General features: G+C 61.4%; 29 protein-coding genes and 1 tRNA gene. 6 read left to right on the plus strand and 24 right to left on the minus strand.

Annotated elements, in window-relative coordinates; translation table 11 throughout:
- Positions 1–42 precede the first annotated feature (42 nt).
- From plsY to AC0L24_RS09620, 3 genes are all read left to right on the plus strand, one after another.
- Positions 43–630, plus strand: coding sequence for a glycerol-3-phosphate 1-O-acyltransferase PlsY (gene plsY / locus AC0L24_RS09610; RefSeq protein WP_127810480.1), 588 nt, complete (start codon positions 43–45; stop codon positions 628–630).
- A gap of 17 nt (positions 631–647) precedes the next feature.
- Positions 648–1,787: a DNA-processing protein DprA gene (dprA, locus tag AC0L24_RS09615; protein ID WP_473563712.1), complete on the plus strand. Its 1,140-nt coding sequence runs from the start codon at positions 648–650 to the stop codon at positions 1,785–1,787.
- 251 nt (positions 1,788–2,038) lie between these two features.
- Entirely contained in the window at positions 2,039–2,509 is a 471-nt protein-coding gene (locus AC0L24_RS09620) for a nucleoside deaminase (protein WP_127810481.1), read from the plus strand.
- Positions 2,510–2,573: 64 nt separating this feature from the next.
- Here the strand turns inward: AC0L24_RS09620 and AC0L24_RS09625 are convergent.
- Positions 2,574–2,649 (minus strand) — tRNA-Lys (locus AC0L24_RS09625).
- Positions 2,650–2,908: 259 nt separating this feature from the next.
- On the opposite strand from AC0L24_RS09625, the gene AC0L24_RS09630 reads away from it, so the two are divergent.
- A complete protein-coding gene (locus tag AC0L24_RS09630; protein ID WP_127810482.1) occupies positions 2,909–3,394 on the plus strand; it encodes a BA14K family protein in 486 nt (161 codons plus the stop codon).
- Positions 3,395–3,490: 96 nt separating this feature from the next.
- Here the strand turns inward: AC0L24_RS09630 and AC0L24_RS09635 are convergent, their stop codons facing one another.
- The 17 genes from AC0L24_RS09635 to AC0L24_RS09715 form a co-directional block, all read right to left on the minus strand.
- Positions 3,491–3,970 (minus strand): DUF6882 domain-containing protein, encoded by a 480-nt coding sequence (locus AC0L24_RS09635; protein WP_127810483.1) that lies wholly within the window; start codon positions 3,968–3,970, stop codon positions 3,491–3,493.
- A 34-nt stretch (positions 3,971–4,004) separates the two neighbouring features.
- The gene (gene glpK / locus AC0L24_RS09640) at positions 4,005–5,498 is read right to left on the minus strand and encodes a glycerol kinase GlpK (RefSeq protein ID WP_127810484.1); all 1,494 of its coding nucleotides are present in this window, start codon (positions 5,496–5,498) and stop codon (positions 4,005–4,007) included.
- A 98-nt stretch (positions 5,499–5,596) separates the two neighbouring features.
- Complete coding sequence (locus tag AC0L24_RS09645; RefSeq protein ID WP_127321930.1) at positions 5,597–7,321, minus strand: ABC transporter substrate-binding protein; 1,725 nt, start codon at positions 7,319–7,321, stop codon at positions 5,597–5,599.
- 79 nt (positions 7,322–7,400) lie between these two features.
- Positions 7,401–7,682, minus strand: a complete 282-nt coding sequence (locus AC0L24_RS09650; protein ID WP_127269597.1) for a DUF2160 domain-containing protein — start codon at positions 7,680–7,682, stop codon at positions 7,401–7,403.
- Between the two features lie 2 nt (positions 7,683–7,684).
- On the minus strand, positions 7,685–8,608 hold the full coding sequence (locus AC0L24_RS09655; RefSeq protein WP_027036701.1) for a carbohydrate ABC transporter permease: 924 nt from the start codon (positions 8,606–8,608) through the stop codon (positions 7,685–7,687).
- Between the two features lies 1 nt (position 8,609).
- Positions 8,610–9,476 carry a carbohydrate ABC transporter permease gene (locus tag AC0L24_RS09660; protein ID WP_127272310.1) on the minus strand — a complete coding sequence of 289 codons (867 nt, stop codon included), beginning with the start codon at positions 9,474–9,476 and terminating at the stop codon, positions 8,610–8,612.
- Complete coding sequence (locus tag AC0L24_RS09665; protein ID WP_023812976.1) at positions 9,477–10,544, minus strand: ABC transporter ATP-binding protein; 1,068 nt, start codon at positions 10,542–10,544, stop codon at positions 9,477–9,479.
- Between the two features lie 10 nt (positions 10,545–10,554).
- Complete coding sequence (locus AC0L24_RS09670; protein WP_127327329.1) at positions 10,555–11,634, minus strand: ABC transporter ATP-binding protein; 1,080 nt, start codon at positions 11,632–11,634, stop codon at positions 10,555–10,557.
- Between the two features lie 42 nt (positions 11,635–11,676).
- Complete coding sequence (glpD, locus tag AC0L24_RS09675; RefSeq protein ID WP_127395663.1) at positions 11,677–13,203, minus strand: glycerol-3-phosphate dehydrogenase; 1,527 nt, start codon at positions 13,201–13,203, stop codon at positions 11,677–11,679.
- Between the two features lie 124 nt (positions 13,204–13,327).
- Positions 13,328–14,095, minus strand: coding sequence for a DeoR/GlpR family DNA-binding transcription regulator (locus AC0L24_RS09680; protein WP_127258922.1), 768 nt, complete (start codon positions 14,093–14,095; stop codon positions 13,328–13,330).
- 126 nt (positions 14,096–14,221) lie between these two features.
- Positions 14,222–15,628: a pyridoxal phosphate-dependent decarboxylase family protein gene (locus AC0L24_RS09685; protein WP_473563668.1), complete on the minus strand. Its 1,407-nt coding sequence runs from the start codon at positions 15,626–15,628 to the stop codon at positions 14,222–14,224.
- Positions 15,629–15,728: 100 nt separating this feature from the next.
- The gene (locus tag AC0L24_RS09690; protein ID WP_027036708.1) at positions 15,729–16,460 is read right to left on the minus strand and encodes a proteasome-type protease; all 732 of its coding nucleotides are present in this window, start codon (positions 16,458–16,460) and stop codon (positions 15,729–15,731) included.
- Positions 16,461–16,592: 132 nt separating this feature from the next.
- Positions 16,593–17,387, minus strand: a complete 795-nt coding sequence (locus AC0L24_RS09695; RefSeq protein WP_127273300.1) for a transglutaminase family protein — start codon at positions 17,385–17,387, stop codon at positions 16,593–16,595.
- A gap of 85 nt (positions 17,388–17,472) precedes the next feature.
- Entirely contained in the window at positions 17,473–18,414 is a 942-nt protein-coding gene (locus tag AC0L24_RS09700) for an alpha-E domain-containing protein (protein WP_027036710.1), read from the minus strand.
- 61 nt (positions 18,415–18,475) lie between these two features.
- The gene (locus tag AC0L24_RS09705; protein WP_127270768.1) at positions 18,476–18,835 is read right to left on the minus strand and encodes a four helix bundle protein; all 360 of its coding nucleotides are present in this window, start codon (positions 18,833–18,835) and stop codon (positions 18,476–18,478) included.
- A 54-nt stretch (positions 18,836–18,889) separates the two neighbouring features.
- A complete protein-coding gene (locus AC0L24_RS09710; protein WP_473563669.1) occupies positions 18,890–20,302 on the minus strand; it encodes a circularly permuted type 2 ATP-grasp protein in 1,413 nt (470 codons plus the stop codon).
- Positions 20,303–20,473: 171 nt separating this feature from the next.
- Entirely contained in the window at positions 20,474–20,710 is a 237-nt protein-coding gene (locus AC0L24_RS09715) for an Lrp/AsnC family transcriptional regulator (protein ID WP_010909609.1), read from the minus strand.
- Between the two features lie 265 nt (positions 20,711–20,975).
- Here AC0L24_RS09715 and AC0L24_RS09720 point away from each other — a divergent pair, with 265 nt between their 5' ends.
- Positions 20,976–21,395, plus strand: coding sequence for a DUF4864 domain-containing protein (locus AC0L24_RS09720; RefSeq protein ID WP_127269463.1), 420 nt, complete (start codon positions 20,976–20,978; stop codon positions 21,393–21,395).
- 4 nt (positions 21,396–21,399) lie between these two features.
- Here the strand turns inward: AC0L24_RS09720 and tgt are convergent, their stop codons facing one another.
- Genes tgt through coaD form a run of 6 tightly spaced genes read right to left on the minus strand, consistent with a single transcriptional unit; the run spans position 21,400 to position 25,783 of the window.
- Positions 21,400–22,530, minus strand: coding sequence for a tRNA guanosine(34) transglycosylase Tgt (tgt, locus tag AC0L24_RS09725; protein ID WP_292454904.1), 1,131 nt, complete (start codon positions 22,528–22,530; stop codon positions 21,400–21,402).
- Positions 22,523–23,665, minus strand: a complete 1,143-nt coding sequence (queA, locus tag AC0L24_RS09730; protein WP_292695024.1) for a tRNA preQ1(34) S-adenosylmethionine ribosyltransferase-isomerase QueA — start codon at positions 23,663–23,665, stop codon at positions 22,523–22,525. The genes tgt and queA overlap by 8 nt, the downstream gene beginning before the upstream one ends.
- The gene (locus AC0L24_RS09735; RefSeq protein ID WP_127269466.1) at positions 23,665–24,114 is read right to left on the minus strand and encodes a DMT family transporter; all 450 of its coding nucleotides are present in this window, start codon (positions 24,112–24,114) and stop codon (positions 23,665–23,667) included. Before AC0L24_RS09735 ends, queA begins: the two co-directional genes overlap by 1 nt.
- Before the next feature lie 12 nt (positions 24,115–24,126).
- Positions 24,127–24,639: a peptidylprolyl isomerase gene (locus AC0L24_RS09740; RefSeq protein ID WP_127269467.1), complete on the minus strand. Its 513-nt coding sequence runs from the start codon at positions 24,637–24,639 to the stop codon at positions 24,127–24,129.
- A gap of 39 nt (positions 24,640–24,678) precedes the next feature.
- Positions 24,679–25,266, minus strand: coding sequence for a peptidylprolyl isomerase (locus AC0L24_RS09745; protein WP_127269468.1), 588 nt, complete (start codon positions 25,264–25,266; stop codon positions 24,679–24,681).
- Positions 25,267–25,282: 16 nt separating this feature from the next.
- On the minus strand, positions 25,283–25,783 hold the full coding sequence (gene coaD / locus AC0L24_RS09750) for a pantetheine-phosphate adenylyltransferase (protein ID WP_127272529.1): 501 nt from the start codon (positions 25,781–25,783) through the stop codon (positions 25,283–25,285).
- Between the two features lie 297 nt (positions 25,784–26,080).
- On the opposite strand from coaD, the gene AC0L24_RS09755 reads away from it, so the two are divergent.
- Complete coding sequence (locus AC0L24_RS09755; RefSeq protein WP_081714296.1) at positions 26,081–26,233, plus strand: hypothetical protein; 153 nt, start codon at positions 26,081–26,083, stop codon at positions 26,231–26,233.
- The last annotated feature ends 9 nt before the right edge of the window (positions 26,234–26,242 follow it).

Genomic DNA, 26,242 nt, shown 5'->3' on the forward strand with positions numbered 1-26,242 from the left:
TCGCGCCTGATCCGGCCGAACTGGGGAAATGCGGGGGAAACAATGATTTACAGCCTCATCCCAGCGCTCGTGTTCGGCTATTTGCTTGGCTCGATTCCGTTCGGGCTCCTGCTCACCCGCGCGGCCGGCCTTGGCGATGTGCGCAAGATCGGCTCCGGCAATATCGGTGCCACCAATGTTCTGCGCACCGGCAACAAGGCCCTTGCCGCCGCGACGCTGCTGCTTGACGCGCTGAAGGGCACGGTCGCCGTGCTGATAGCAGGCCATTTCGCGCCTGACCTGGCGATCTGGGCCGGTCTCGGCGCCTTTCTCGGTCATCTCTTCCCGGTCTGGCTCGGTTTCAAGGGCGGCAAGGGCGTCGCCACCTATCTCGGCGTGCTGATCGGCCTTGCCTGGCAGGTGGCGCTGATCTTTGCCGTCGCCTGGCTGGTGATGGCTTTCCTGTTCCGTTATTCCTCGCTGGCGGCGCTGACGGCGGCGGTCATCGTGCCGATCGCCCTCTACGTCCTGAGCACACCGCAGAATGCGGCCTTGTTCGTGGTGATGAGCATCATCGTTTTCATCAAGCACCGGGAAAACATTTCGCGCCTGCTTGCCGGCACCGAGGGCAAGATCGGAGCCAAGGGGTGAGCGAGCCTGCCGCCGTGGTGAGTGGGCCGGCCGCCGGGCCGCGTCTCAGCGACCGGCAGCGGCTGAGCTGGCTGCGGCTGATCCGCACCAAGAATGTCGGCCCCGCATCCTTTCGCGACCTCATCAACCGTTTCGGTTCGGCCGAGGTGGCGCTGGAGATATTGCCGGAACTGATGATTTCAGGCGGCGCCATCCGGATCGCTCGCATCCCTTCCGTTGCCGAAGCCGAGGCCGAACTGGAATTAGCCGGAAAGGCCGGCGCCCGCTTTGTCGGGATCGGTGAAGCAGATTACCCACCCCTATTGCGCAACATGGACCATCCGCCGCCGTTGCTGGCGGTAAAGGGCAACGCAGCTGTTTTTCGGCTGCCGGGTGTCGCCATCGTTGGGGCACGCAACGCGTCCCTGGCCGGCATCAAGATGGCACGCATGCTGGCGGCCGACCTCGGCCGCGACGGCTACGCTATCGTCTCCGGCCTGGCGCGCGGCATCGACACGGCGGCGCATCAGGGCAGCCTGGCGACCGGCACGATCGGCGTCCTGGCCGGCGGCCTCGACCTGCCTTACCCGCCTGAAAATGCCGGCCTGTGCGAGGAAATCGCCGAGCGTGGCGCCATCATCTCGGAAATGCCGTTCGGCTGGCAGCCGCGCGCCCAGGATTTTCCGCGCCGCAACCGCCTTGTCGCGGGTGCGGTCCTTGGGCTGGTGGTGGTCGAGGCAGCGCAACGCTCGGGCTCCCTGATCAGCGCCAGGCTTGCCGGCGAAATGGGCCGACTGGTCTTCGCTGTACCAGGCTCACCGCTCGATCCACGCGCCGCCGGTACCAACGGCCTACTCAAGGATGGCGCCACCCTGGTCACCGAGGCATCGGATATTTCCAGGGCGATCGCTCCGCTGACCGGCATGCGGGCGCCCGACGTGCCGCCGTTCGAAGAGCCGCCCGACTTCTCGGCCACACCACCGCCCGGCGAAAGCGACCGCGCCCGCGTCGTCGAGGCGCTCGGCCCGACGCCAGTGGCGGTCGACGAGATCATCCGCCACACCCGCCTGCACCCGGCCCAGGTGTTCATGGTGCTGCTGGAACTCGACCTCGCCGGCCGCCTCGAGCGCCATGCCGGAGGGAATGTTTCGCTGGTGTTCGGGGAGCCTTCCGTCTGACGCTGTTCGCATTTTCGCGCCGCCGAACTCCTTCGAGAAGCTCGGCGAGGATGGCCTTTTCAGCCGGCTTTCCGCTTTGCCGCGCCTGCGCTCATCTGTTCGACGCCAAGACCGGCCGGCGATTGTAGGGCAAAGGTCTGATATCCCGAGGCAAAGGTCTCAAGCAAAAGTTGGCTCTTGCCACTCGCGTCCGTTGGCACCAATCTCGCTCAGCCGCTCATCGGTGGATGTCGGCATGACAGGATCTTGCCATGACCCGCGATCAGATGCTCGCCCACCTGCGGTCCGCCGATGCCGTCGCGCGCGAGGCGGCGGCGCATGGGCATCATCCGTTTGGTTGCGTGCTGGTCGGGCCGGACGATCGGGTGCTGATGCGGCAAGGCAATCTCGACACGGTGCGCCACGCCGAGACGGAGATCGCCCGGCGCGCCGCGGCAGCCTACGAGTCGGAGTTCCTGTGGCAATGCACGCTGGTCACAACCTTCGAGCCGTGCGCCATGTGCGCCGGTACGATGTATTGGGCCAATATCGGGCGGCTGGTTTACGGGGTCGAGGAGACCGAACTCCTGGCGCTCACCGGGGATCACGCGGAGAATCCGACGATGAGCCTCTCTTCGCGCACCGTCCTCGATTCCGGCCAGAAAAAGATCGAGGTCTTTGGCCCCTTCCCCGAAATCGCCGACGAGATGCTCGCACCGCACCGCGATTTCTGGAAGCGTTGACGGCTTCCCCACCGGTTGTGGTGTGCCCTTCCCGAGAGATGGGTGACAGTTTATCGCGTGGATTTGGTGAGCGCGATGGGATTCGAACCCATGACCTACTGATTAAAAGTCAGTTGCTCTACCGGCTGAGCTACGCGCTCCCGCGGGCGAAAGGCGGCCCTCGAAATTGCGCGGAACATAGGGAGAGTGCCTCGACCGGTCAACCGGAAAAAAAGGGCTCGCAAACACGGGCGGCTTCGCCCTGTCGCGACACTTGCCAGCTGCGCCATCGGTGGGAGAACAGCCAAGGGAACACTGGCATTTCTGCCCGACAGCGGCATCCAGTCTGGGGAACAATTGTATGCGCCGCTCGTTTTCCCGGCACAGGGACGTCCGCCAAAACCATCGAGGAGAAGACCAATGAACAGAATCACAACGAGCCTGCTGGCGGCCACTCTCTCCGCCACATTCGTTGCGGCGGAGGCAGTGTCGGTTAACGCCCAATCGAACTATGTGCCGCAATCCCAGGCCGCGGTGCCGGATGTGCAGACAGTCCAGTACCGGGAGTGGCGCAAGGACCGCTACAATCGCAATTTTTCGCGTGACCGCAGTTTTTCGCGCGACCGTAATTTTTCCCGCAATCGCGGCGCGTATTGGAACGGCCATCGCGGCTATCGCGAATATCGCCCCGGCTACCGTCGTCACGGCGATTATTGGTTCCCGCTCGCGGCGTTCGCGACTGGCGCGCTGATCACCGGTGCCATCATCAACAACGAGAACAACCGCGTCTACGGAGGCAACGCTCACGTCCAGTGGTGCTACGATCGCTATCGCAGCTACCGTGCTTCGGACAACACGTTCCAGCCGAATTACGGCCCTCGCAAGGAGTGCCGGTCGCCTTACTGATCAAGGCGCGTTTAAGTAGCTGAGATACGTTGAGTGGAGCTCGCGCCGGCAATGGCGCGGGCTTTTGATCGATTGGCCGGACGAGAACAGTTGCCGTCAACTTGCCCAGTTGATGCTCTTGAGCATCAGATAAAAGCCACCGCCGTCCTCTCTGTTGGGACAACGATAGATACCCAACCCATTGCAGATACGGGCCATCACCGCACTGAGTTCCCAACCAACCACTTCCAGCGCATTGTCCGCATCCGTCGCATAGGCTTGGGCCAGTTCGTCAATGCCATTCTGCTCTACGAAGGATCGAGCCAGCTTTGCATCGCTGAGGAGCTCGCTGGGCAGGCTTGAATTTGCCCAAGCCCACAGCCAGTTGCCGGCCTCGGTGCTCGTTGAGCCGACAATCTGGATCTCGGTGACCACCTTGGCGACCCGGTCTTGCGAGAACAGAACCGTTCCGGCCGTCAGGTCGTAGTCATAGCGCGAGCAATCGCCGAGGCGAAACTCCTTGTTCGAGCGTGCATTTTTGGCCTTCAGCTGTTCGATAGCCTCGTCGCGCCAAGCAGGATACCAATCTGGCTGCATTCCTCGCGCCCCATCACCCACCACTGATGGCTGTTTATGACACGCTCAACGTCCGTCGCACAGCATCGCGCCAACCAGCGAGCTTGGCTACGCGCACGGAGCCATCCATGTCCGGCTGGAAGCGTCGTTCCAGCGCCCAGCTCTTCGCGAACTTCCTGGCATCCGGCCAAACGCCAGCTTTCGAGCCGGCCAGCCAGGCTGCACCGAGCGCGGTCGTCTCGAGAATGGTCGGGCGGTCGACCGGTGCATCGAGGATGTCGGCCAGACGCTGCATGGTCCAGTCCGACGCCACCATGCCGCCGTCGACCCGCAGCACGGTCTTGGCCGAAGCCCCCTTCCAGTCCTTGCGCATGGCGTCGAGCAGGTCGCGTGTCTGGTAGGCCACGGATTCAAGCGCGGCGCGGGCAAACTCCGCCGGGCCGGAATTGCGCGTCAGTCCGAAAATGGCGCCGCGTGCCTCGGCGTCCCAATGCGGCGCGCCGAGCCCGACGAAGGCCGGCACCAGATAGACGTTTTGGGTCGCATCGGCTTCATCAGCCAGTTTGCCGCTCTGCTCGGCCTTGCCGATCACCTTAATGCCGTCGCGCAGCCATTGCACGGCCGCTCCGGCAATGAAGATCGACCCTTCCAGCGCATAGGTCGTCTTGCCGTTCAGCCTGTAGGCAATGGTGGTCAAGAGCCGGTTTTTCGAACGCACCAGGTCGCTGCCTGTGTTGAGGAGCGCAAAACAGCCGGTGCCGTAGGTCGATTTCATCATGCCTGGCTCGAAGCAGGCCTGGCCGATGGTCGCGGCGTGCTGGTCGCCGGCGACACCGAGGATTCTTATCTCGGCGCCAAAGAGATTTTTCTCCGTGATTCCATAGTCATCGGCGCAGTCTTTCACCTCGGGAAGCATTTTTGCTGGGATGTTAAGGATCGACAGCAGCTCGTCGTCCCAGGCATTCTCAGCGATGTTGTAGACCAGCGTGCGCGAGGCGTTGGTGGCGTCCGTGGCGTGGACCTTGCCGCCAGTCAGCCGCCAGATCAAAAAGCTGTCGATGGTGCCCGCGAGCAGTTCGCCTTTCTCGGCGCGTTTTCTCGCACCCTTCACCTTGTTCAGTATCCAAGCGATTTTGGTGCCGGAAAAATAGGGATCAAGCAGCAGGCCGGTCTTCTTGGTGAATGTCTTTTCCAGGCCCTGCTTCTTGAGTTTCTGGCACAGCGGCGCGGTGCGCCGGTCCTGCCAGACAATGGCATTGTGGATCGGCTTGCCGGTCGCCTTGTCCCAGATGACGACTGTTTCGCGCTGATTGGTGATACCGAGTGCCGCCACGTCGGAAGCATTCCGGCCGGCCTTCTTCAGCGCCGCCTTCACGGTCGACACCACACTCGCCCAGATATCTTCCGGATCGTGCTCGACCCAGCCGGAGGCCGGATAGTGCTGGGCGAATTCCTTTTGCCCACTGCCGGCGACCTTCATCTCGCCGTCGAACAGGATCGCCCGGGTCGAAGTCGTGCCCTGGTCGATGGCAAGGATATATCTGGTCATTATGCCTCCCCGCTTAGTCTTTTACACAAACAGGGGAGACGGCAAGATGCCGCCTCCCCCCAATGTCATACGGGCGCAGACGCCCGCTTAGAACAATCTTACTTCTGCCAGCTCTTCACCAGCTCGTCGTAATTGATGGTGACCGGCTTTTCCTTCTCGTTCTCGATCTTCAGCTGAGGAGCGAGATTGCCCTTCTTGACCGCGTCGGCGTTCCAGTAGGCGAGGTCATGCTCTTCGGCCATCTTCGGACCGATGTCGCCCTGGATGCCGGCCTTTTCCAGGCGTTCCATGACCTTTTCCTGCTCAGAGCAAAGCGAGTCCATCGCCTCCTGTGCCGTCTTGGCACCCGACGACGCATCGCCGATCGCCTGCCACCAGAGCTGTGCCAGCTTCGGATAGTCCGGAACGTTCGTTCCGGTCGGCGACCACTGAACACGGGCCGGCGAGCGGTAGAACTCGATCAGGCCGCCGAGCTTCGGAGCGCGTTCCGTGAAGCTCTTGTCCTGGATCGTCGACTCGCGGATGAGCGTCAGGCCGACATGGCTCTTCTTCACGTCGACCGTCTTCGACACCACGAACTGCGCATAGAGCCAGGCGGCCTTGGCGCGATCGTCAGGCGTGGACTTGAGAAGCGTCCATGAACCCACATCCTGGTAGCCGAGCTTCATGCCGTCCTTCCAGTAGACGCCATGCGGCGAGGGAGCAAAGCGCCATTTCGGGGTGCCGTCCGCGTTCACGACCGGCAGCCCGTCCTTGACGAAGGAGGCAGTGAAGGCGGTGTAAGTGAACATCTGCTGCGCGACCGTGCCCTGCGACGGGACGGGGCCGGATTCGCCGAACGTCATGCCTTGGGCTTCCGGCGGGGCATAGGCCTTCAGCCAATCCAGGTACTTCTGGATCGAATACACGGAAGCCGGGCCATTGGTGTCGCCGCCGCGCGCGACGCACGAGCCGACAGGCTGCGACTTCTCGTTGACCTTGATGCCCCATTCGTCGACCGGAAGACCGTTCGGCAGGCCCTTGTCGCCATTGCCGGCCATGGACAGCCAGGCATCGGTGAACCGCCAGCCGAGCGACGGATCCTTCTTGCCGTAGTCCATGTGGCCATAGACCTTCTTGCCGTCGATCTCGCGGCCGGTGAAGAACTCGGCGATGTCCTCATAGGCCGACCAGTTGACCGGAACGCCGAGGTCGTAGCCGTACTTGGCCTTGAAATCGGCCTTGTTCTTCTCGTCGTTGAACCAGTCGTAGCGGAACCAGTAGAGATTCGCGAACTGCTGGTCGGGCAGCTGGTAGAGGTCGCCGTCCGGAGCGGTCGTGAACTTGGTGCCGATGAAGTCGGCGAGGTCGAGGTTGGGGTTAGTGACGTCCTTGCCCTCATTCGCCATCCACTTGGTCAGGCTGCGCGCCTGCTGGTAGCGCCAGTGCGTGCCGATCAGGTCGGAGTCGTTGACGTAGGCGTCATAGATATTCTCGCCCGACTGCATCTGCGTCTGCAGCTTTTCGACGACATCGCCTTCCCCGATCAGGTCGTGGGTGATCTTGATGCCGGTGATCGCGGTGAAAGCGGGCGCCAGAACCTTGGACTCATAGCTATGCGTATCGATGGTCTCGGAGACCACCTTGATGTCCATGCCGGCGAAAGGCTTCGCGGCATCGATGAACCACTGCAGCTCGGCTTCCTGGCCGGCGCGATCGAGCGTCGACAAGTCCTTGATTTCGGTATCGAGGAAGGTCTTGGCTTCGTCCATTCCGGCATAGGCCTGGCCTGCTCCCCAGAGCAGGACAAGCGCAGTCGTTGATGTTAAAAATTGCCTTCGCATTTCGTTTCCTCCACTTTTCAAGTTTCAAGTGCGATCTGGAGCGGTCGTCGGCACGCGGTCGCTCCAACAGTTTCCCCCTCTATACGTAGCGGAACACGCCGACGGCGTAGACTACGGAGAGAGCGAGAGCCCACCACAGGTTGGGTCCGACAAGACCCAGCCAAGCGAGATGGATAAAGGCGCTGCCGAGCAGCGAAACAAAGAGGCGGTCGCCGCGCGTCGTCTCAAAGCGCAGGACGCCGACCCGGGGATTGCCGCCAGGCGAGGCGTATTCCCAGACCGCCATGCCACAGAGCAGCACCAGGATCGTGATGAAAAAGATCGCCGTTGGCAGCGTCCATGCCATCCAGGTGAGGTTCATGGTCATACCCTCCCCAGGGCGAAGCCCTTGGCGATGTAATTACGGACGAACCAGATCACGAGCGCGCCTGGAAGGATGGTGAGCACGCCGGCGGCGGCGAGCACGCCCCAGTCGAGCCCGGAGGCCGAGACCGTGCGCGTCATGATCGCCGCGATCGGCTTGGCGGCGGTCGTGGTCAAGGTGCGCGCGATCAGCAGCTCGACCCATGAGAACATGAAGCAGAAGAAGCAGGCCACGCCGACGCCGCTGGCGATCAGCGGCATGAAGATTTTCAGGAAGAAGCGCGGGAAGGAGTAGCCATCGATATAGGCGGTCTCATCGATCTCCTTCGGCACGCCGGACATGAAACCCTCGAGGATCCACACCGCCAGCGGCACGTTGAACAGGCAGTGTGCCAGCGCCACCGCGATATGCGTGTCGATCAGCCCGAAGGCCGAATAGAGCTGGAAGAATGGCAGCGCGAACACTGCCGGCGGCGCCATGCGGTTGGTCAACAGCCAGAAGAAGAGGTGCTTGTCGCCGAGGAACCGGTAGCGCGAGAAAGCGTAGGCAGCCGGCAGCGCCACCGAAACCGAGATCACCATGTTCATGACGACATAGATGATCGAATTGATGTAGCCCTTGTACCAGGACGGGTCGGTGAAGATCACGATGTAGTTGGCCAGGGTCGGGCTCTTCGGCCACAGCGAAAACGCGCCCAGAATCTCCTGATTGGTCTTGAAGCTCATATTGACCAGCCAGTAGATCGGCAGCATCAGAAAGATGATGTAGATCGTCGGCACCAACCACCAGAACCGGGATTCTTCGCCGCGCCGGCGCATCAGCCGCGCAAGCTGGTCCTGCGACAATGTGCTGGCGAGCCCGTCCGAAACCGCCGTCTCACGCACTCGGTCCTGCCTCGTCGTTCCTTCGTTGGCGCCGCTCATCTCAGCGCTCCGCATCGACATTGGTCATGACGGTGTAGAACACCCAAGACAGCAAAAGGATGATCAGGAAGTAGATGATCGACATGGCGGCCGCCGGCCCGAGATCGAACTGACCGATGGCAATCTTGACCAGGTCTATCGACAGGAACGTCGTCGAATTGCCGGGACCTCCGCCGGTGACGACGAACGGCTCGGTGTAGATCATGAATGAGTCCATGAAGCGCAGCAGCACCGCGATCAGAAGCACGCGGTTCATCTTCGGCAGCTGGATGTAGCGGAACACTGCCCAGCGCGATGCACCATCGATCTTGGCCGCCTGATAGAAGGCATCGGGGATCGAGACCAGTCCGGCGTAGCAGAGCAGAACGACGAGGCTTGTCCAGTGCCATACGTCCATCAGGATGACCGTCACCCAGGCGTCGGTCGGATCGTTGACGTAGTTGTAGTCGAAGCCGAGCGACGACAGCGTATAGCCGAGCAGGCCGATGTCGATGCGGCCGAACACCTGCCAAATCGTGCCGACGACGTTCCACGGGATCAGCAGCGGCAGAGCCATCAGCACCAGGCAGACCGGCACGCCCCAGCCTTTCTTGGGCATGTTGAGAGCGATGAAGATGCCGAGCGGGATCTCGATGGCGAGGATGGTTGCGGAAAAGATCAGGTTGCGGACCATCGACAGCCAGAAGCGTTCCGACTCCAGGATCTCGGTGTACCAGTCCGAGCCGTTCCAGAAGAAGACGTTGTTTCCGAACGTGTCCTGCACCGAATAGTTGACCACCGTCATCAGCGGGATCACCGCCGAGAACGCCACCAGCAGGAGGACCGGCAGCACCATGAACCAGGCCTTGTTGTTCCAGGTCTTCTCCATCTAGGCCTCCATCTCGACACGCCAGGAATCGGCATAGATGTTGATGCCGGCCGGGTCGAACCGCACCTTCGGATCGGCGGGCAGGGTCTCGTCCTCACCGATCACAGCAGAGATATCGCGGCCTTCGAGCTTGGCGCGCACCACCTTGTGGCGGCCGAGATCCTCGACCTTGCTGACCTGCACGGCCATGCCTTCGCGGCCGAGCCGGACATATTCGGGACGGATGCCGAGCTCGACGGCGCCGCTGCCTGCCTTTGGCGCGCCCGGCAGTTCGATGCGCTGTGAGCCGAGCGTCGCCGTCTTGCCGTCGATTGCCACCGGCATGACGTTCATGCCCGGCGAGCCGATAAAATAACCGACGAAGGTATGGCGCGGGCGTTCGAACAATTCGGCCGGTGTGCCGATCTGCACGATGCCGCCATCATACATGACCACGACCTGCTCGGCGAAGGTCAGCGCCTCGGTCTGGTCGTGGGTCACATAGACCATGGTGTAACCAAAGCGGCGGTGCAACTGCTTCAGCTGCGAGCGCAGCACCCACTTCATGTGCGGATCGATGACGGTCAGCGGCTCGTCGAAAAGGATGGCGTTGACGTCGGAGCGCACCAGGCCGCGGCCGAGCGAGATCTTCTGCTTCTGGTCGGCGGTCAGGCCCCTCGCCTTCTTCTTCGCCCACGACGCCAGATCGATCATCTCCAGCGTCTCGCGAACCTTCCGATCGACATCGGCTTCCGGCACGCCGCGGTTGCGCAGCGGGAAGGCCAGATTGTCGTAGACGGTCATGGTGTCGTAGATGACCGGGAACTGGAACACCTGCGCGATGTTGCGCTCCTGCGTCGACAAATTGGTCACGTCCTTGCCGTTGAACAGCAACTGGCCGTGCGAGGGGTGCAACAATCCCGAAATGATGTTGAGCAGCGTGGTCTTGCCGCAACCGGAGGGCCCGAGCAGCGCATAGGCGCCGCCGTCCTCGAAGACATGATGCACTTCCCGTAGCGCGAAATCGGCATCCTTCTGCGGGTTCGGCAGGTAGGAATGCCTGACATGGTTGACGTCGATGCGTGCCATCTCTTTGCCCTCAAGCCGCCAGCTTCGGCGCAGTCACGGCGCTGCCGTGCTCGTCGAAAACCATGATGTGGCGCGGATCGATGAACACCTCGACCACCTCGTCCGGCTCGAAATGCCTGATACCATGGGTCAGCATGACCCAGCGCGCATCGGCGAAATCGAGATGGATGAAGCTCTCCGATCCGGTGATCTCGGTGATCGTCACCTTGGCGCGCACCGGTACCGCCGCCGCATTGGGCCGCTCGAGCGACAGGTGGTGCGGCTGAAAACCGATCGTGTACATGGCATCGGCAATGCCGGAGAGCTCGGCCGGCACCGGCAGGTTCACGCCGCCCTCGAGCAGGAAGTCCCGACCCTTCTTGGCGAGCACGATGGTGTTGAGCGGTGGATCGGAAAACGTCCTGGCTGTCACCAGATCTACCGGCTTGCGGAACACCTCGATGGTCGGTCCGAACTGAGTGATCCGCCCTTCAGAAAGCGTCGCCGTGTTGCCGCCGAGCAGCAGCGCCTCGTGCGGCTCGGTCGTGGCGTAGACGAAGATGGTGCCGGCGGCGGCGAAGATCCTGGGCAATTCGGCGCGCAGTTCTTCGCGCAATTTGTAGTCGAGATTGGCGAGCGGTTCATCGAGCAGCACCAGGCTTGCGTTCTTGACGATGGCGCGCGCCAGTGCGGTGCGCTGCTGCTGGCCGCCCGACAGGCTGAGCGGCGTGCGGTCGAGATAGGGCGTCAGCTTGAGAAGAGCGGCGGCTTCACGCACCTGGCTGTCGATCCTGGCCTGCTCGATGCCGGCCACCCGGAGCGGCGAAGCGATGTTCTCATAAACGGTCATCGCCGGATAATTGATGAACTGCTGGTAGACCATGGCGATCTTGCGCTTCTGCACCGGCACGCCGGTGACATTCTGGCCGTCGAACCAGATCGAACCGGAGGTCGGCACGTCCAGGCCGGCCATCAGCCGCATCAGGCTGGTCTTGCCGGAGAGCGTAGGTCCGAGCAGGACGTTGAGCGAGCCGTGCTGGAGCGTCAGCGACACGTCGCTTATATGCTCGGCCGCGCCGACCGCCTTGGTCACGTTTCTCAGTTCCAGCATGACGCCTCCTCCCAGGCCTTCCGCATCAGCTCAAACCCCTCTTCATTCGGCAGCCGCGACATGGCGCCGGCTTATGCCGCGCATGAACTCATCGAGCGCCGCCACCTGCTCGCGGCTGAGATGCAGACCGCGCTTGGTCCGGCGCCACAATACATCTTCCGATGTGACCGCCCATTCGTTTTGAACGAGATAGCGCACCTCGGCCTCGTAGAGATCGGCGCCGAAGTTGCGGCCGAGATCGACGTTCGATTTGGCCAGCCCCAGCAGCATCCTTGCGCGGGTGCCATAGAGCCGGGTCAGCCGGCGAGCCAGGCGCGCGTCGAGGAATGGATAAGCGGTTTTCAATTTCGCCACTTGGGCATCGAAACCGGTGGCCGGGAAATCGCCGCCCGGCAACGGCGCGTTCGCCGTCCATGGCTTGCCGCGTTTGCCGAGAAAACCCTCGATCTTTTCCAGCATCGATTCCGACAGCCGGCGATAGGTGGTGATCTTGCCGCCAAAAGCATTGACGATTGGGGCGGCGCCCTCGCCGCCATCGGCCTTGAGCACGTAGTCGCGCGTCGCTTCCTGCGCCTTGGAGGCTCCGTCATCATAGAGCGGACGGACGGCCGAATAGGTCCAGACGATGTCCGAGCGCTTGACCGGCTGAGCGAAATATTCGCTTGCCGCGGCGCAGAGGTAATCGATCTCGGTGTCGCTGATCTTCACGTCATGCGGATCGCCGGGATAATCCTGGTCGGTGGTGCCGATCAGTGTGAACTCTTCCTCATAGGGAATGGCGAAGATGATGCGGCCATCCTTGTTCTGGAAGAAATAGGCGCGTGGATCGTCGAACTTCCTGGCGATGACAATGTGGCTGCCCTGCACGAGGCGGACATTGTGCACATCGTTCAGCCCGACGACGCCGGACAGCACATGATCGACCCAGGGGCCGGCGGCATTGACCAGCAGTCGCGCCTTGATCTCCTCGGTCTCGCCGCTCTGCAGATCCTCGATCTGGATCGTCCAAAGGCCGTTTTCGCGGCGCGCGCCGGTCACTTTCGTGCGGGTGCGGACCGTGGCGCCGCGGTCGGCGGCATCACGCGCGTTCAGCGCCACCAACCGTGCATCATTGACCCAGCCATCCGAATATTCGAAGGCCTTCTTGAACAGCGGCTTCAAAGGCTTGCCGGCCGGATCCCTGGCCATGTCCAGCGTCCGGGTCGCGGGCAGCAATTTGCGCCCGCCAATGTGATCGTAGAGGAAGAGACCGAGCCTGATCAGCCAGGCCGGACGCAGGCCTTTGGCATAGGGCAGCACGAACCGCATCGGCCAGATGATGTGCGGCGCGTTCTTCCACAAAACCTCGCGCTCCATCAGCGCCTCTCGCACCAGGCGGAATTCGTAGAATTCGAGGTAGCGCAGGCCGCCATGGATCAATTTGGTCGAACCCGAGGAGGTTCCGCTGGCGAGGTCGTTCATCTCGGCGAGAAACACGGAAAAGCCACGACCGACGGCATCACGGGCAATGCCGCAGCCATTGATGCCGCCACCTATGACGAAAATGTCACGGATCGGAGATGCGTCCACAATTCCTCCAACGATTTCGCATTGCACCATTTTGGGCTTTTACGAAACCGTGTCGGAATTATTTCGAAATGATAACGAATGTCAAACGAAATATCACGAGCGCGTGATATCGGGCAGAAACCGCCTAGGCGAGCGACGTCTCGATCAACTGAACCTCGGCCTCCTGGCAGATCTTGCGCACTGACGGGATGTCGCAACGATCGGTGATGAAGGTGTTGACCTGCGACAGATGGCCGATGCGCACCGGTGCGGTTCGCTCGAATTTGGTCTGGTCGGAAACCAGGATGACATGCCTTGCATTGGCGATGATCGCCTGCGCCACCTTGACCTCGCGAAAATCGAAATCGAGCAAGGCGCCGTCATGGTCGATGGCGGATGCACCGATCACCGCATAGTCGACCTTGAACTGCCTGATGAAGTCGACCGCCGCTTCGCCGACCACACCGCCATCGGAACCGCGCACAACCCCGCCGGCGATCACCACCTCGATCGAGGGATATATCCGCATCCTATTGGCAACATTGATGTTATTGGTGATGACCATGAGCCCGTTGTGATCGAGCAACGCCTTGCTGACCGACTCGGTTGTGGTGCCGATGTTGATGAACAGCGAGGCATTGTCGGGGATCAGCCTGGCGGCCGCACGGCCGATCGCCTCCTTCTCGTCGGCGGCGATCTTGCGTCTCGCCTCATATTCCATGTTCTCGATGCCGGAGGGATACAGCGCGCCGCCATGGATGCGCGAGAGCAGCCGCTGGTCGCACAAATCGTTGAGGTCCTTGCGTATGGTCTGCGGCGTCACATTGAAGTGGGTGGCCAGATCATCGACCAGCACGCGGCCATGATCCTTGGCCATCTGGATAATCTCGGCATGGCGTGGCGACAGATACATGGCAACCTCCCGTTTTCGTTTTTCTTGTCTATAGTCGAAAACGAAACCGATGAAAAGGCATGAGCCGGCTAATGAAATGCATGTGATTGCCAAGGTGAATACGAACGCAAACCAGATTGTGCCCGATCAATCCATTGCGCGCGCGATTTCCGTGATGACGGTGAAGGCCGTATCAACATCGGCGGCGGTCGCCTCGAACTGGCCGACCTGGAACCGGATTGCGATCCTGCCATCGACCTTCGTCTGCGTCAGGTAGATGCGGCCATCATCGTTGATCGCATTGACCAGGGCCAGATTGTGCTCGTCCGCGTCGTTTGCGATCTTGTGTCGGAACGAGAACAACGACAGCATCGGTTCGCTGACGATCTCGAAATCCGGCTCCCTTGCCAGCCGCGCCGCCAGCGCTTCGCTCCACCCGACATGATTGCGGATCATCGTGCGCAGATTTTCCAGGCCATGGGCGCGCAGCAGGAACCACAATTTCAGCGCGCGAAATCGCCTGCCAAGCGGCACCGACCATTCGGAATAGTTGATGATGCCGTCGTGGCCGTGTGTCTTCAGATAATCCGGCTTGATGGCCAGCGTCCTCACATGGCTTTCGGGATCGCGCAGGAACTGGATAGAGCAGTCGAACTGGGCGCCCAGCCATTTGTGCGGATTGAAAACGATTGAATCGGCGCCTTCGACGCCTGTCCAGAAATGCCGATATTCCGGACAGATCATCGCCGATCCCGCCCATGCGGCGTCGACGTGAAGATAAAGCCCATGCCGCCGTGCGACCTCGACAACCGCTGCAATATCGTCGGTGCCGCCGGTGCTGGTGCCGCCGACGCAAGCGATGATGCCGGCCGGCAGCATGCCGGCTTCCCTGTCGGCGATGATTGCCGCCTCGAGTGCCGCCGTGTCCATGGCGCGAAAGCGGCCGCCGACCGGAATGCGCACGAGATTGTCCTCGCCGATGCCGGACACCCAGATCGCCCGGTCGATCGACGTGTGCACCTGGTCGGAGGAATAGATGCGCAGCCGCGCCTGCCCTGCCAGGCCTTGTCTGTTGCCTTGCCAGTCGAGCGCCCGTTCGCGCATGGTCAGCACCGCGGCCAGTGTCGCCGACGAGGCTGAATCCTGGATCACCCCGGAAAACCCTTCGGGCAGGCCGAGCGCCTGGCGCATCCAGTCGACGGTGCGCGTTTCGAGTTCGGTCGCCGCCGGTGACGTCTGCCACAGCATGCATTGCGCGGCCATCGCCGAAACCAGATATTCCGCCACCACCGAAGCCGGCGCCGCATTGGCCGGGAAATAGGCGAAGAAGCGGGGATGCTGCCAATGCGTCATTCCCGGCAGGATCTTCTCTTCGAAGTCGGCGAAGATCCGGTCCATCGGCTCGGCGTCTTCGGGCGGAGAAGCCTCAATGCTTCGAAAAATGTCGCCCGGTTCGACCAGCGGCCGCACCGGCCGCTCGCGTAGCGTATTGCGGTAGTCGGCGCCCCAGTCGGCGGCGCGGCGCGACCATTGCCGGAAATCATCGTTGTTCATCCTGTCCTCCCGACATGATCGACCGCCACCATCCATCGCGGCTGGTCTCTTATTATTTAACGCGTGAAATAGATGCAGCCGACAACGGATGCCGCACGCCTCAGCCCGGGAAATCCGGCAGGCTGGCAAAGGCCGTCTTCAGCGCATTCGACCAGCCGTCGGAGATCGTGCGGTAATACTGGTCGTCCTGGCCGATCCGCTTCTTCAATCCGACCTTGAAGGCGTCCTTCTCCAGGAACAGCAGGTCGAGCGGCAAGCCGACGGACAGGTTCGACTTCAAAGTCGAATCGAACGACACCAAAAGCAGCTTCACCGTCTCGGCAAGGCTCATCGTCCTTTCATAGGCACGGATGATGATAGGTTTGCCGTATTTGGTCTCGCCGATCTGGAAAAACGGCGTGTCGTCGGTCGACTCGATGAAATTGCCTTCGGGATAGATCATGAACAGGCGCGGCTCGCTGCCCTTGATCTGGCCGCCGAGGATGAAGGACGCATTGAAGTAGGAATCCGCCTTCTCGCCGGCGGGTGACGAATTGGCGATGACCTCCTTGACCGTGTCCCCAACAATGCGGACCGTTTGGTACATCGACGGCGTTTCGAGCAGCGTGGAATGTCTTTCGGAGATCGCCTTGGTGCGCTCGTCAAGCAGGCTGACCACGGCCTGCGTCGTCGCCAGATTGCCCGCCGACATCAAAACGATGACGCGCTCGCCCGGCTCTTCCCAGACATGCATCTTGCGAAAGGTAGAGATGGAATCCATGCCTGCATTGGTGCGCGTGTCCGACATGAACACGAGCCCGCGATCGATCTTCAGGCCAACGCAATAGGTCATGGAATCTCTTCTAGAGCAATTCCAGGAAAAGTGTGAAGCGGTTTTCCGTCCGGAATTGCGTTAAAACAAGGGGATAGAGCGGTTCGGCGTTTCCTTGAAACGATGAATCGCTCGGCAGCAATCTTGCGAGGATTACTGCTCCACCGTGACGGTGACCGCAAGCTGTTCTTCCGCCTGTCCCAGCCGAATTCCCGACACCGGCGTGGCGTCGCGGTAATCGCGGCCCGTTGCCACCTTTACATAACGCTCGTCGGGTGAAATGCCATTGGCGGCATCGAAGGCAACCCAGCCGAGACCCGAAACATGCGCCTCGGCCCAGGCATGGCTGGCCGCCTGCTCGACTGTGGCTTCCAGCATCAGATAGCCGCTGACATAGCGGGCCGGAAAGCCCATGGCACGCGCCGCGGCGGCAAAGATATGTGTATGATCCTGGCAGACCCCGGTTTTCAGCGCCAAGGCTTCCTCCGCCGGCGTCGTCGCACTGGTGGTGCCGGGCGTGTAGACAACGCGCTCGCCGATGACAGCCATCAGCCGGTGCAGCCTTTCGATGTCGCTGCCCTTGCCGACCGATGCGGCGAGTTCGCGGATACCGCTGCCGATCACCGTCAATGGCGTCTCATGGCTGTACAGCCAGAGCGGCGTAAAGCCCTGGTGCGGCCCCGAGACACCCGCGGTGTCGCGTGTCACCACTTCGCCTGATGCTTCCACCGTGATGAAGTCGCGCTCGCCCTCGACGCTTAGCAGCCTTGTGTCATTGCCGAAATGGTCGACAAAGCGAACTTCTTCGCGCGCGCCTTCGATGGTCAAGGCCCAGGACAGAACGGTCTGCGTCGACCCGCTGACCGGAAGCAGCCGCAGCCGCTGCAACAGATAGTGCACCGGCGCGTCGTAGCGGTATTCGGTCCGATGGGTGATCTTCAGCCGCATGCTTCTATTCCGTTTGTGAGCACGATCTCCGGACAAACGGTTTCATTTGTCTGAGAAAACCGGCTCCCACCTTTCGGGACCATGCTCAATTGAACCGGTAATCTTGTGCGATCTCTTCGCCCAGCTTGGTGTTGTCGCGAATGAAATTCGCCAGGAACTCATGCAGCCCGGCGTCGAATATGCCCTTGATCGACCCGGCTCTCAGCATTGTCTGCGTCTTCTCGGCCGTTGCGTGGCAGGCATGGCGTTCGCCGTAATCGTCGCCGAGGAATTTCAGGTGCTCCGACAGGAAGCGATAGCAGAACATCAGCGAACGCGGCATGCGGACATTGAGGATCAGATAGTCGGCAATGTTGGTCGGCTTGTAATCGGCGTCGTAGACCCAGCGGTAGGAGCGATGCGCCGAGACCGAACGCAGGATCGATTCCCACTGATAATTGTCGAGCGTCGAGCCGACCCAGGAGATCGACGGCAGCAGCACATAATATTTCACGTCGAGGATGCGCGCCGTGTTGTCCGCGCGCTCGACATAGGTGCCGAGCTGCGAGAAGTCGAAGATTTCGTTGCGCAGCATGGTGCCGTAGAACGAGCCGCGGATCAGCGCCGTCTCGCGCTTGATGGCGTCGAGTACGCTGGGCAGGTCGCGCTCGTCGATCGGCTTGGCCAGCATCCGCTTCAGCGACATCCAGGCTTCGTTGATGCTTTCCCAGGTTTCGCGCGTCAGCGCGGTACGCACCATGCGGGCATTGTTGCGGGCCGTCTCGATCGACGCCATCGTGCTCGACGGGTTCGACGTGTCGCGCAACAGGAAGTCGGCGACGTTGGCCGCGGTATAGTCAGAATATTTCTGGCTGAAGGTGACGTCGGAACCGGCGCTGAGCAGCACCGAATTCCACTCTTCCGAGGCACTCTGGGTACGAGTCAGCGCCATGCGCAAACCGGCATCGACCAAGCGCGCCATGTTCTCCGCCCGCTCGATATAGCGATTCATCCAGTAAAGCCCGTTGGCGGTGCGGCCTAAAAGCATCATCGTGCCCCGATTTCGAGCGAATAGCGAATAGTGAGTAGCGAATAGGGGAAAATCAGCTTCATGATTTTTGTTGCAAACTCCTGATCATGGAACGTAGCATTTTCCCGATCTCATCGGCCTTGCTAAGCAAACGCACCACCTCTGCTTCAACCATCAACCCTACTTTTTCAGACAAGATCAGGTGTGTTTCCAACTCTTTGAGAGATCCCTGCGCCATGCGCAGAAATTGAATGAATGATCCCGTACTCTCCCGCCCATGCCCTTCGGCGATGTTTGCTGCAATTGATACGGAAGACCGCCGCATCTGAGAGGTCATCCCGTAGATTTCGCTGCTTGGAAAGGCTTTGGTTACCGAATAGCAATCCACCGCCAACTCGACGGCCGCTTTCCAAACAATTAGGTCCCTGTAAGAATTGATCGCCGTCTTGCTGCCCTCCTTCCCCTATTCGCTACTCACTATTCGCTATTCGCTTTAATCATCCAGCACCCAAGTATCTTTCGTCCCGCCGCCTTGCGAGGAATTCACGACCAGCGAGCCTTTCTTCAGCGCGACACGCGTGAGGCCGCCCGGCACGATCTGGATGCGATCGGAGACCAGCACATAAGGCCTGAGATCGACATGGCGCGGCGCCAGCCCCTTTTCCGTCAGGATCGGGCATGTCGACAGCGCCAGCGTCGGCTGGGCGATGTAATTCGAAGGTTTTGCCTGGAGTTTCTTGGCAAAGGTCTCGCATTCCTTCTTGGTCGCAGCCGGCCCGACCAGCATGCCGTAGCCGCCGGAACCATGGACTTCCTTGATCACCAGCTCGTCGATGTGTTCGAGCACGTATTTCAGGCTGTCCGGCTCCGAGCAGCGCCAGGTCGGAATGTTGCCCAGGATCGCCTTGCGTCCGGTGTAGAATTCAATGATCTCGGGCATGTAGGAATAGATCGCCTTGTCGTCGGCGATGCCGGTGCCAGGCGCATTGGCGATGGTGATGTTGCCGGCCCGATAGACATCCATGATACCGGGTATGCCAAGTGCGGAGTCCGGCCGGAAGGTCAGCGGATCGAGGAAGGAATCGTCCACGCGCCGGTAGAGGACATCGATCTGCTTGTAGCCTTCCGTCGTGCGCATCGCGACATGGCCATCTACGACGCGCAGGTCCTGGCCTTCGACCAGTTGCACGCCCATCTGGTCGGCGAGGAAGGCGTGTTCGAAATAGGCGGAGTTGAAGCTGCCGGGCGTCAGCACCGCAATGGTCGGCGCACCTTTGGTGCTTTGCGGCCGCACCGCCGCCAGCGACTGGCGCAGAAGCTGCGGGTAGTTTTCCACCGGCCGCACCTTGATCTTCTGGAACAGCTCGGGGAACAGCTGCATCATCGTTTCGCGGTTCTCCAGCATGTAGGAGACGCCCGACGGTGTGCGCGCATTGTCCTCCAGCACGTAGAATTCGTCCTCCGAGATGCGGACGATGTCGACGCCGATGATGTGGGTGTAGACGCCGGCCGGCGGCCTTACCCCGATCATCTCCGGCAGGAATGCCTCGTTCCTGGCGATCAACTCCCTGGGAACGCGCCCTGCCCGCAGGATTTCCTGGCGATGGTAGATGTCGTCGAGGAAGGCGTTCAGCGCCTGCACGCGCTGCTCTATGCCTTGCGTGAGGCGGCGCCATTCATTGCCTGAAATGATGCGGGGAACGATATCGAACGGGATCAGCCGCTCAGAAGCTTCCTGCTCGCCATAAACGGCGAAGGTGATGCCGGTCTTGCGGAAGACGCGTTCGGCGTCCTGCATCTTCTCGGTCAGCCTGGCCGGATCCTGCTCCTTCAGCCAGCGATCATAAGCCGAATACGGTCTTCTCAATCCGGAGACTTCCGGAAGCATTTCATCGAACGCTGCCAATCGCATACTCCCCTGTGACGCCATTTCACTGACGTCGCCGGAGAAAATCAAGCGCAATCGGTGATTTGGGAGATACGGGCGATCAGTATGTTGCGCCTGCCTAAAATTGAGGCAGGTGAAATATGACCTTGATCAGCCTTTGCCTCGTGCCCGGGCAAATGCGTTTCCAGGCTAGAAAGCGCGAAACGTGACAACGGTGAACGTGTCCTTGATGCCGGGGAGAATCTGCACCTTCTCATTGACGAAATGGCCGACGTCTTCCTCGTCGTCGACGTAGAATTTGGCGAGCAGATCGTAATTGCCGGCGGTGGAGTAGATTTCCGAGGCGATCTCGGCATCGGCAAGCGCGCTGGCAACCTCATAGGATTTGCCGAGCTCGCATTTGATCTGCACGAAAAACGCCTTCATGGCTTCGTCCCGCTAAACGTCCAAGTCCAGCGGCCCTTCTGGCAGACTGGAGGCGGGCTTTCAAGCGCTGGAATGAATGCTCAGCCGGCTCGGGCCTAGGCTACCGCCTGCTGCAACTCCGCCACTGGCGTGGAACTTGTCACCGATCGCCAGTGAATATTCGCAATCGCTGAAACCGCGATGCGCTGCCAAGCGTATGTTATGATGTGTCTTCGGACAGCAGCATTTCGAGGGAAGATATTTCGCGGGATAACGGAGACAGGCCATGCGCCGCGCCTTTTTCGCAATCGCAGTCGTTCCATTCCTCTTCGCGTCGTCGGTATTGGCCGGCGATGCCGAGATCAAGGCGGGCCAGTCCGTCATCGACAGTCAGCTAAAGGCCCTCATCGCCAATGACGGCGCCACCGCCTACAGCTTCGCCGCCCCGAATGTGAAGCGGATCTTCCCGACCGTCGATGCCTTCATGAACATGGTGACCAACGGCTATCCGCCGGTGCGCAAGCCGCGGACCTATTCCTTCGGCAAGGTCGAGGAGACCGCTCCGGGTTCGATCGTCCAGCAGGTGCTGATCGTCGGCCCCGACGGCAAGGATTACGAGGCGGTCTACACGTTGCAGCAACAGCCCGACGGTACGTTCCAGATCACCGGCTGCAGCCTGCGCGCTTCGAATTCGCTCAGCACTTGAGGCCTCACAGCAACGGGATATCGCCCCTCGCCCAGCCCTCGGTGATTTCCGCGCCGCGCGCCTCGAAGGTGCCGGCCTCGATCGCAGCGCGGATGTCCTGCATCAGTTTCTGGTAGTAGGACAGGTTGTTCCACGTCAAAAGCATTGCGCCGAGCGCTTCTTGAGAGCGCACCAGATGATGCAGATAGGCGCGTGAGTAGTCCCGGGCGGCCGGGCAGTCGCTTTCCTCGTCGAGCGGCCGTGGATCGTCGGCATGGCGGGCGTTGCGCAGATTGACCTTGCCGCGCCTTGTATAGGCAAGGCCGTGGCGGCCGGCCCGTGTCGGCATCACGCAGTCGAACATGTCGATGCCGCGCGCCACCGATTTCAGGATATCGTCGGGCGTGCCGACACCCATCAGATAGCGCGGCTTGTCCGCTGGCAGTTCCGGGCAGGTGATGTCGAGCATCTCGAGCATCACCGCTTGCGGTTCGCCGACGGCCAGGCCGCCGACCGCATAGCCCTTCAGCTCCATCGCGCTCAGCGCCTGCGCCGAGCGCTCCCGCAGCGCCGCGTTGTCGCCGCCTTGCACGATGCCGAACATCGCCTTGCCCGGTTGATCGCCGAACGCCGTCTTGCAGCGCTCGGCCCAACGCAACGACAGCTCCATGGCGCGCTCGATTTCCTTCATCTCGGCCGGCAGCGCCGTGCATTCGTCGAGCTGCATCTGGATATCGGAATCGAGCAATCCCTGGATCTCTATCGAACGCTCCGGCGACATCTCGTAGGCGGCGCCATCGATATGCGAGCGGAAGGTGACGCCCTTTTCGGTCAGCTTTCTCAGCTTCGACAGCGACATCACCTGGAAACCGCCGCTGTCGGTTAGGATCGGATGCGGCCAGCGAGCGAATTCATGCAAACCGCCGAGCCGCGCCACACGCTCGGCGCCGGGCCGCAGCATCAGATGGTAGGTGTTGCCCAGGATGATGTCGGCGCCGACACCGCGCACCTGGTCCATATACATGGCCTTGACGGTGCCGCCGGTGCCGACCGGCATGAAGGCCGGCGTGCGGATTTCGCCGCGTGGCATGTCGATCACGCCGCGCCGCGCCTTGCCGTCGGTTGCCAGAACCTTGAAGCTGAACGGCTTAGCCATTGAATTCCTTGTCGTGGATCGGGGCGTCCGGCGCCTGATTGTCGAGCGACTGGCGGTCGCTCGTCTCCGCTCGGAAAAGCAGGCTTGCGTCGCCATAGGAATAGAATCTGTAACGGTTCTCGATGGCATGGGCATAGGCCGGGCGCATCGTGTCGAGGCCGCTGAAGGCCGAGACAAGCATGAACAGCGTCGAGCGCGGCAGATGGAAATTGGTCATCAGCACGTCGGCCGTGCGAAAACGGTAGCCGGGCGTGATGAAGATATCGGTCGGACCGGACCACGCAGCCAGAGTACCGTCCTCACGCGCGGCACTCTCCAGCAGACGCAGCGAGGTCGTACCGACAGCAACGATGCGCCCACCCCTCGCCTTGGCCGCATTCAGCGCGTCGGCTGTTTCCGCGCTTACCGAGCCTATCTCGGCATGCATCTTGTGGTCGGCGGTGTCGTCCGCCTTCACCGGCAGGAACGTGCCGGCGCCGACATGCAAGGTGACGAAGCGGCGTTCGATGCCCCTGGCGTCAAGCGCTGCAAAAAGCTCCGGCGTGAAATGCAGGCCCGCGGTCGGTGCCGCGACGGCGCCTTCCTCGCTTGCATAGATGGTCTGGTAGTCGGCCCGGTCGCGTTCGTCGTCGTCGCGCTTCGAGGCGATGTAGGGCGGCAGCGGAATATGGCCGACCGCGTGCAGCGCCTCGTCGAGGAACGGCCCCGACAGGTCGAAGCCGAGCAGTGCTTCGCCGCCCTCGCCTTTCTCGATCACCGTGGCGTCGAGCTGACCGAGGAAACAGGAATTGCCGTCATGGCCGAAATGGATGCGGTCGCCGGCGGCTATGCGCTTGCCCGGCCGCATGAAGGCCAGCCAGCGGTCCGGCGCCATGCGCATATGCAGCGTGGCTTCGACCTGCGCCGTCGCTTCGCCCCGCCGCCTTATGCCTTTGAGCTGCGCTGGAATGACCTTGGTGTCGTTGAACACCAGCACGTCGCCGGCCCTGAGCAAGGACGGCAGGTCGCCAACCGTCCAGTCCTCGAGCCCTTCGCCTGATTTGACCAGAAGCATCTTGGCGCTGTCACGCGGCTGCGCCGGGCGGAGCGCGATGCGCTCCTCCGGCAAGTCGAAGTCAAAGAGATCGACGCGCATCAGTAGAGCCGGACGAGCAGCGCTCCGGCCAGCAGCAGCACCGCGCCGGCAACGCGGCCGAGCGAGATTTCACGCACCGCGACGCCGAGGAAGCCGACGCGATCGATGAGCATGCCGGCCAGCAACTGGCCGGTGACCAGAAACGCCATCAGCGCGGCCGCACCTATGCGTGGCGTGAGAATCGTCGACAGCGTGACATAGAAACCGCCCAGCATGCCGCCGGCCACGAACAGCCAGGGCGCCGGCGCCTTCCAGTCGAGCGAGATGCCTTGCAGCTTCACCACCGTGACGGAGATGATACCGAGCACGATCGCGCCCGACAGGAACGAAAACGCAGCCGCCGCGACCGGGAGGCCCAGGCCGCGCGCCAGCTGCGAATTGATCGGCGCCTGAATGGCAATGAAGGCGCCGGACAGGATGCCGAGAAGCGACCAGACGACGCCCATCATTGTCGTTTGCCCTTACTTGACGTCGGCCGCGACCTTCAGCGACACGATCTTGTCGGGATCCTGCACCGGCTCGCCGCGCTTGATCTTGTCGACATTGTCCATGCCTTCGATGACCTGGCCCCAGACCGTGTACTGGCGGTTGAGGAATGCGGCATCGTCGAAGCAGATGAAGAACTGCGAATTGGCCGAGTTCGGGTTCTGCGAGCGGGCCATCGAGCAGGTGCCGCGAGCATGGTTGGCGTTGGAGAATTCAGCCTTCAAATCCGGCTTTTCAGAGCCGCCCATGCCCGCGCGGGACGGCGCGAAGGAAGGCTTGCTCGAATTGCCGAACTTGACGTCGCCGGTCTGCGCCATGAAACCCTCGATGACGCGGTGGAAGACCACGCCGTCATAGGCGCCTTCCCTGGCCAGTTCCTTGATGCGGGCGACATGGCCGGGCGCCAGGTCGGGGAAAAGTTCGATGACGACCTTGCCCTTGGTCGTTTCCATGATGAGCGCGTTCTCGCGATCCTTGATTTCGGCCATGTCAGATATCCTTTTGAGAAAACAGAGTTATTCGACAATTTACTTGTCGGCGGCGATGCGCACCTTAATCATCCGGTCGGGATCGGTGACCGTGCCGTTGTCCGCCTGGTCGCCCTTCTTGATTTGGTCCACCAGTTCCATGCCGCTGACGACATTGCCGACGATCGTGTACTGGCCATCGAGGGGCGGTGCCGGAGCGAACATGATGAAGAACTGCGAATTGGCCGAATTTGGGTCCTGCGAGCGGGCCATACCGACCACGCCGCGCTTATAATGTTCGGTCTGTGAGAATTCGGCCGGCAGGTCGGGCAGGTCGGAACCGCCGGTGCCGGCGGCCTCGGCGCTGAAACCCTTTTTCATATTGCCGAACTTGACGTCGCCGGTCTGCGCCATGAAGCCGTCGATGACGCGATGGAAGGCGACGTTGTCATAGGCGCCTTGGCGCACCAGCTTCTTGATCTGCTCGACATGCTTTGGCGCAAGATCGGGCCTCAGCGCAATGGTGACGTCGCCGTCCTTCAGCGTGATGATCATTGTGTTTTCCGGGTCGGCGGCGAAAGCCGAGACCGACACAGCCACAAGACCGGCGAGCACGACAAGGAACGAGGCTAGCTTTTTCAGCTGCATGGTTTTCTCCGAAAACTTACTTCTTGAACTTGGCTGTGAGCGCACCGGCAACCGCCGCCGGCACGAAGGGGCGAATGTCGCCGCCCATCGAGGCAATCTGGCGAACAAGTGTGGCGGTAATGGTGCGTACCGAAGGACTGGCGGGCAGAAAAACCGTCTGCAGTTGAGGCGCCATGGTCTCGTTCATGCCGGCCATCTGCATCTCATAGTCGAGGTCGGTGCCGTCGCGCAGGCCGCGGATCATGATCGAGGCGCCCTGCTTCCTGGCGGCGTCGATGACCAGCCCGTCGAAGGCGACGACCTTGATGCGGGCACCGTCGCTGCCGAATTCCGTCTTCGTCGCCGTCTCGATCAGCTTCACCCGCTCCTCGAAGGAAAACAGCGGTTGCTTGCCCGGATGGATGCCGATCGCCGCGTAAACGATATCCGCCACGGCCAGCGAGGCCTTCAGCACATCGAGATGGCCGTTGGTCAGCGGGTCGAAGGAGCCGGCATAGAGGGCGATGCGTTCAGTCATGGCAGGTGCTTCTAATGCATGATCCCAAAAAGTGGAAACCGGTTTTTGGAAAAGATCATGCTCAAATGAAAGCTAGAGCCCGTTCCGTCTTCCGTCCATCAAGATGTAACAGGCTCTAACGAGCCTCTCTCGCAAAGGCAAACCGATCGGCGCGCCGGTCGTGAACCTTTTCCGGCACATGAACGACAGATGAACACGCTGATCACGAAGCCTTCACGCAGCGTTCACTAGGTTGCACCTTAATAAGATGAAACCAAAATCCCATCTATCCGTTGTTAGGCGCAGGAGAACACGCACATGCTGATCTACATGCTCGCCACCGCAATGACCGTCGCCATGCTGATCGCCACCGTATTTGGGCTGCATCAGGAGGCGCAACGCATCCGCGTCAAGGCAAACACCAAGCGCTTCGAAGGCTTCGGCCCGCGCAAGCCATATCGTCACTACTGATAAAGCCTG

Source organism: Mesorhizobium sp. WSM4809 (genome assembly GCF_055811655.1).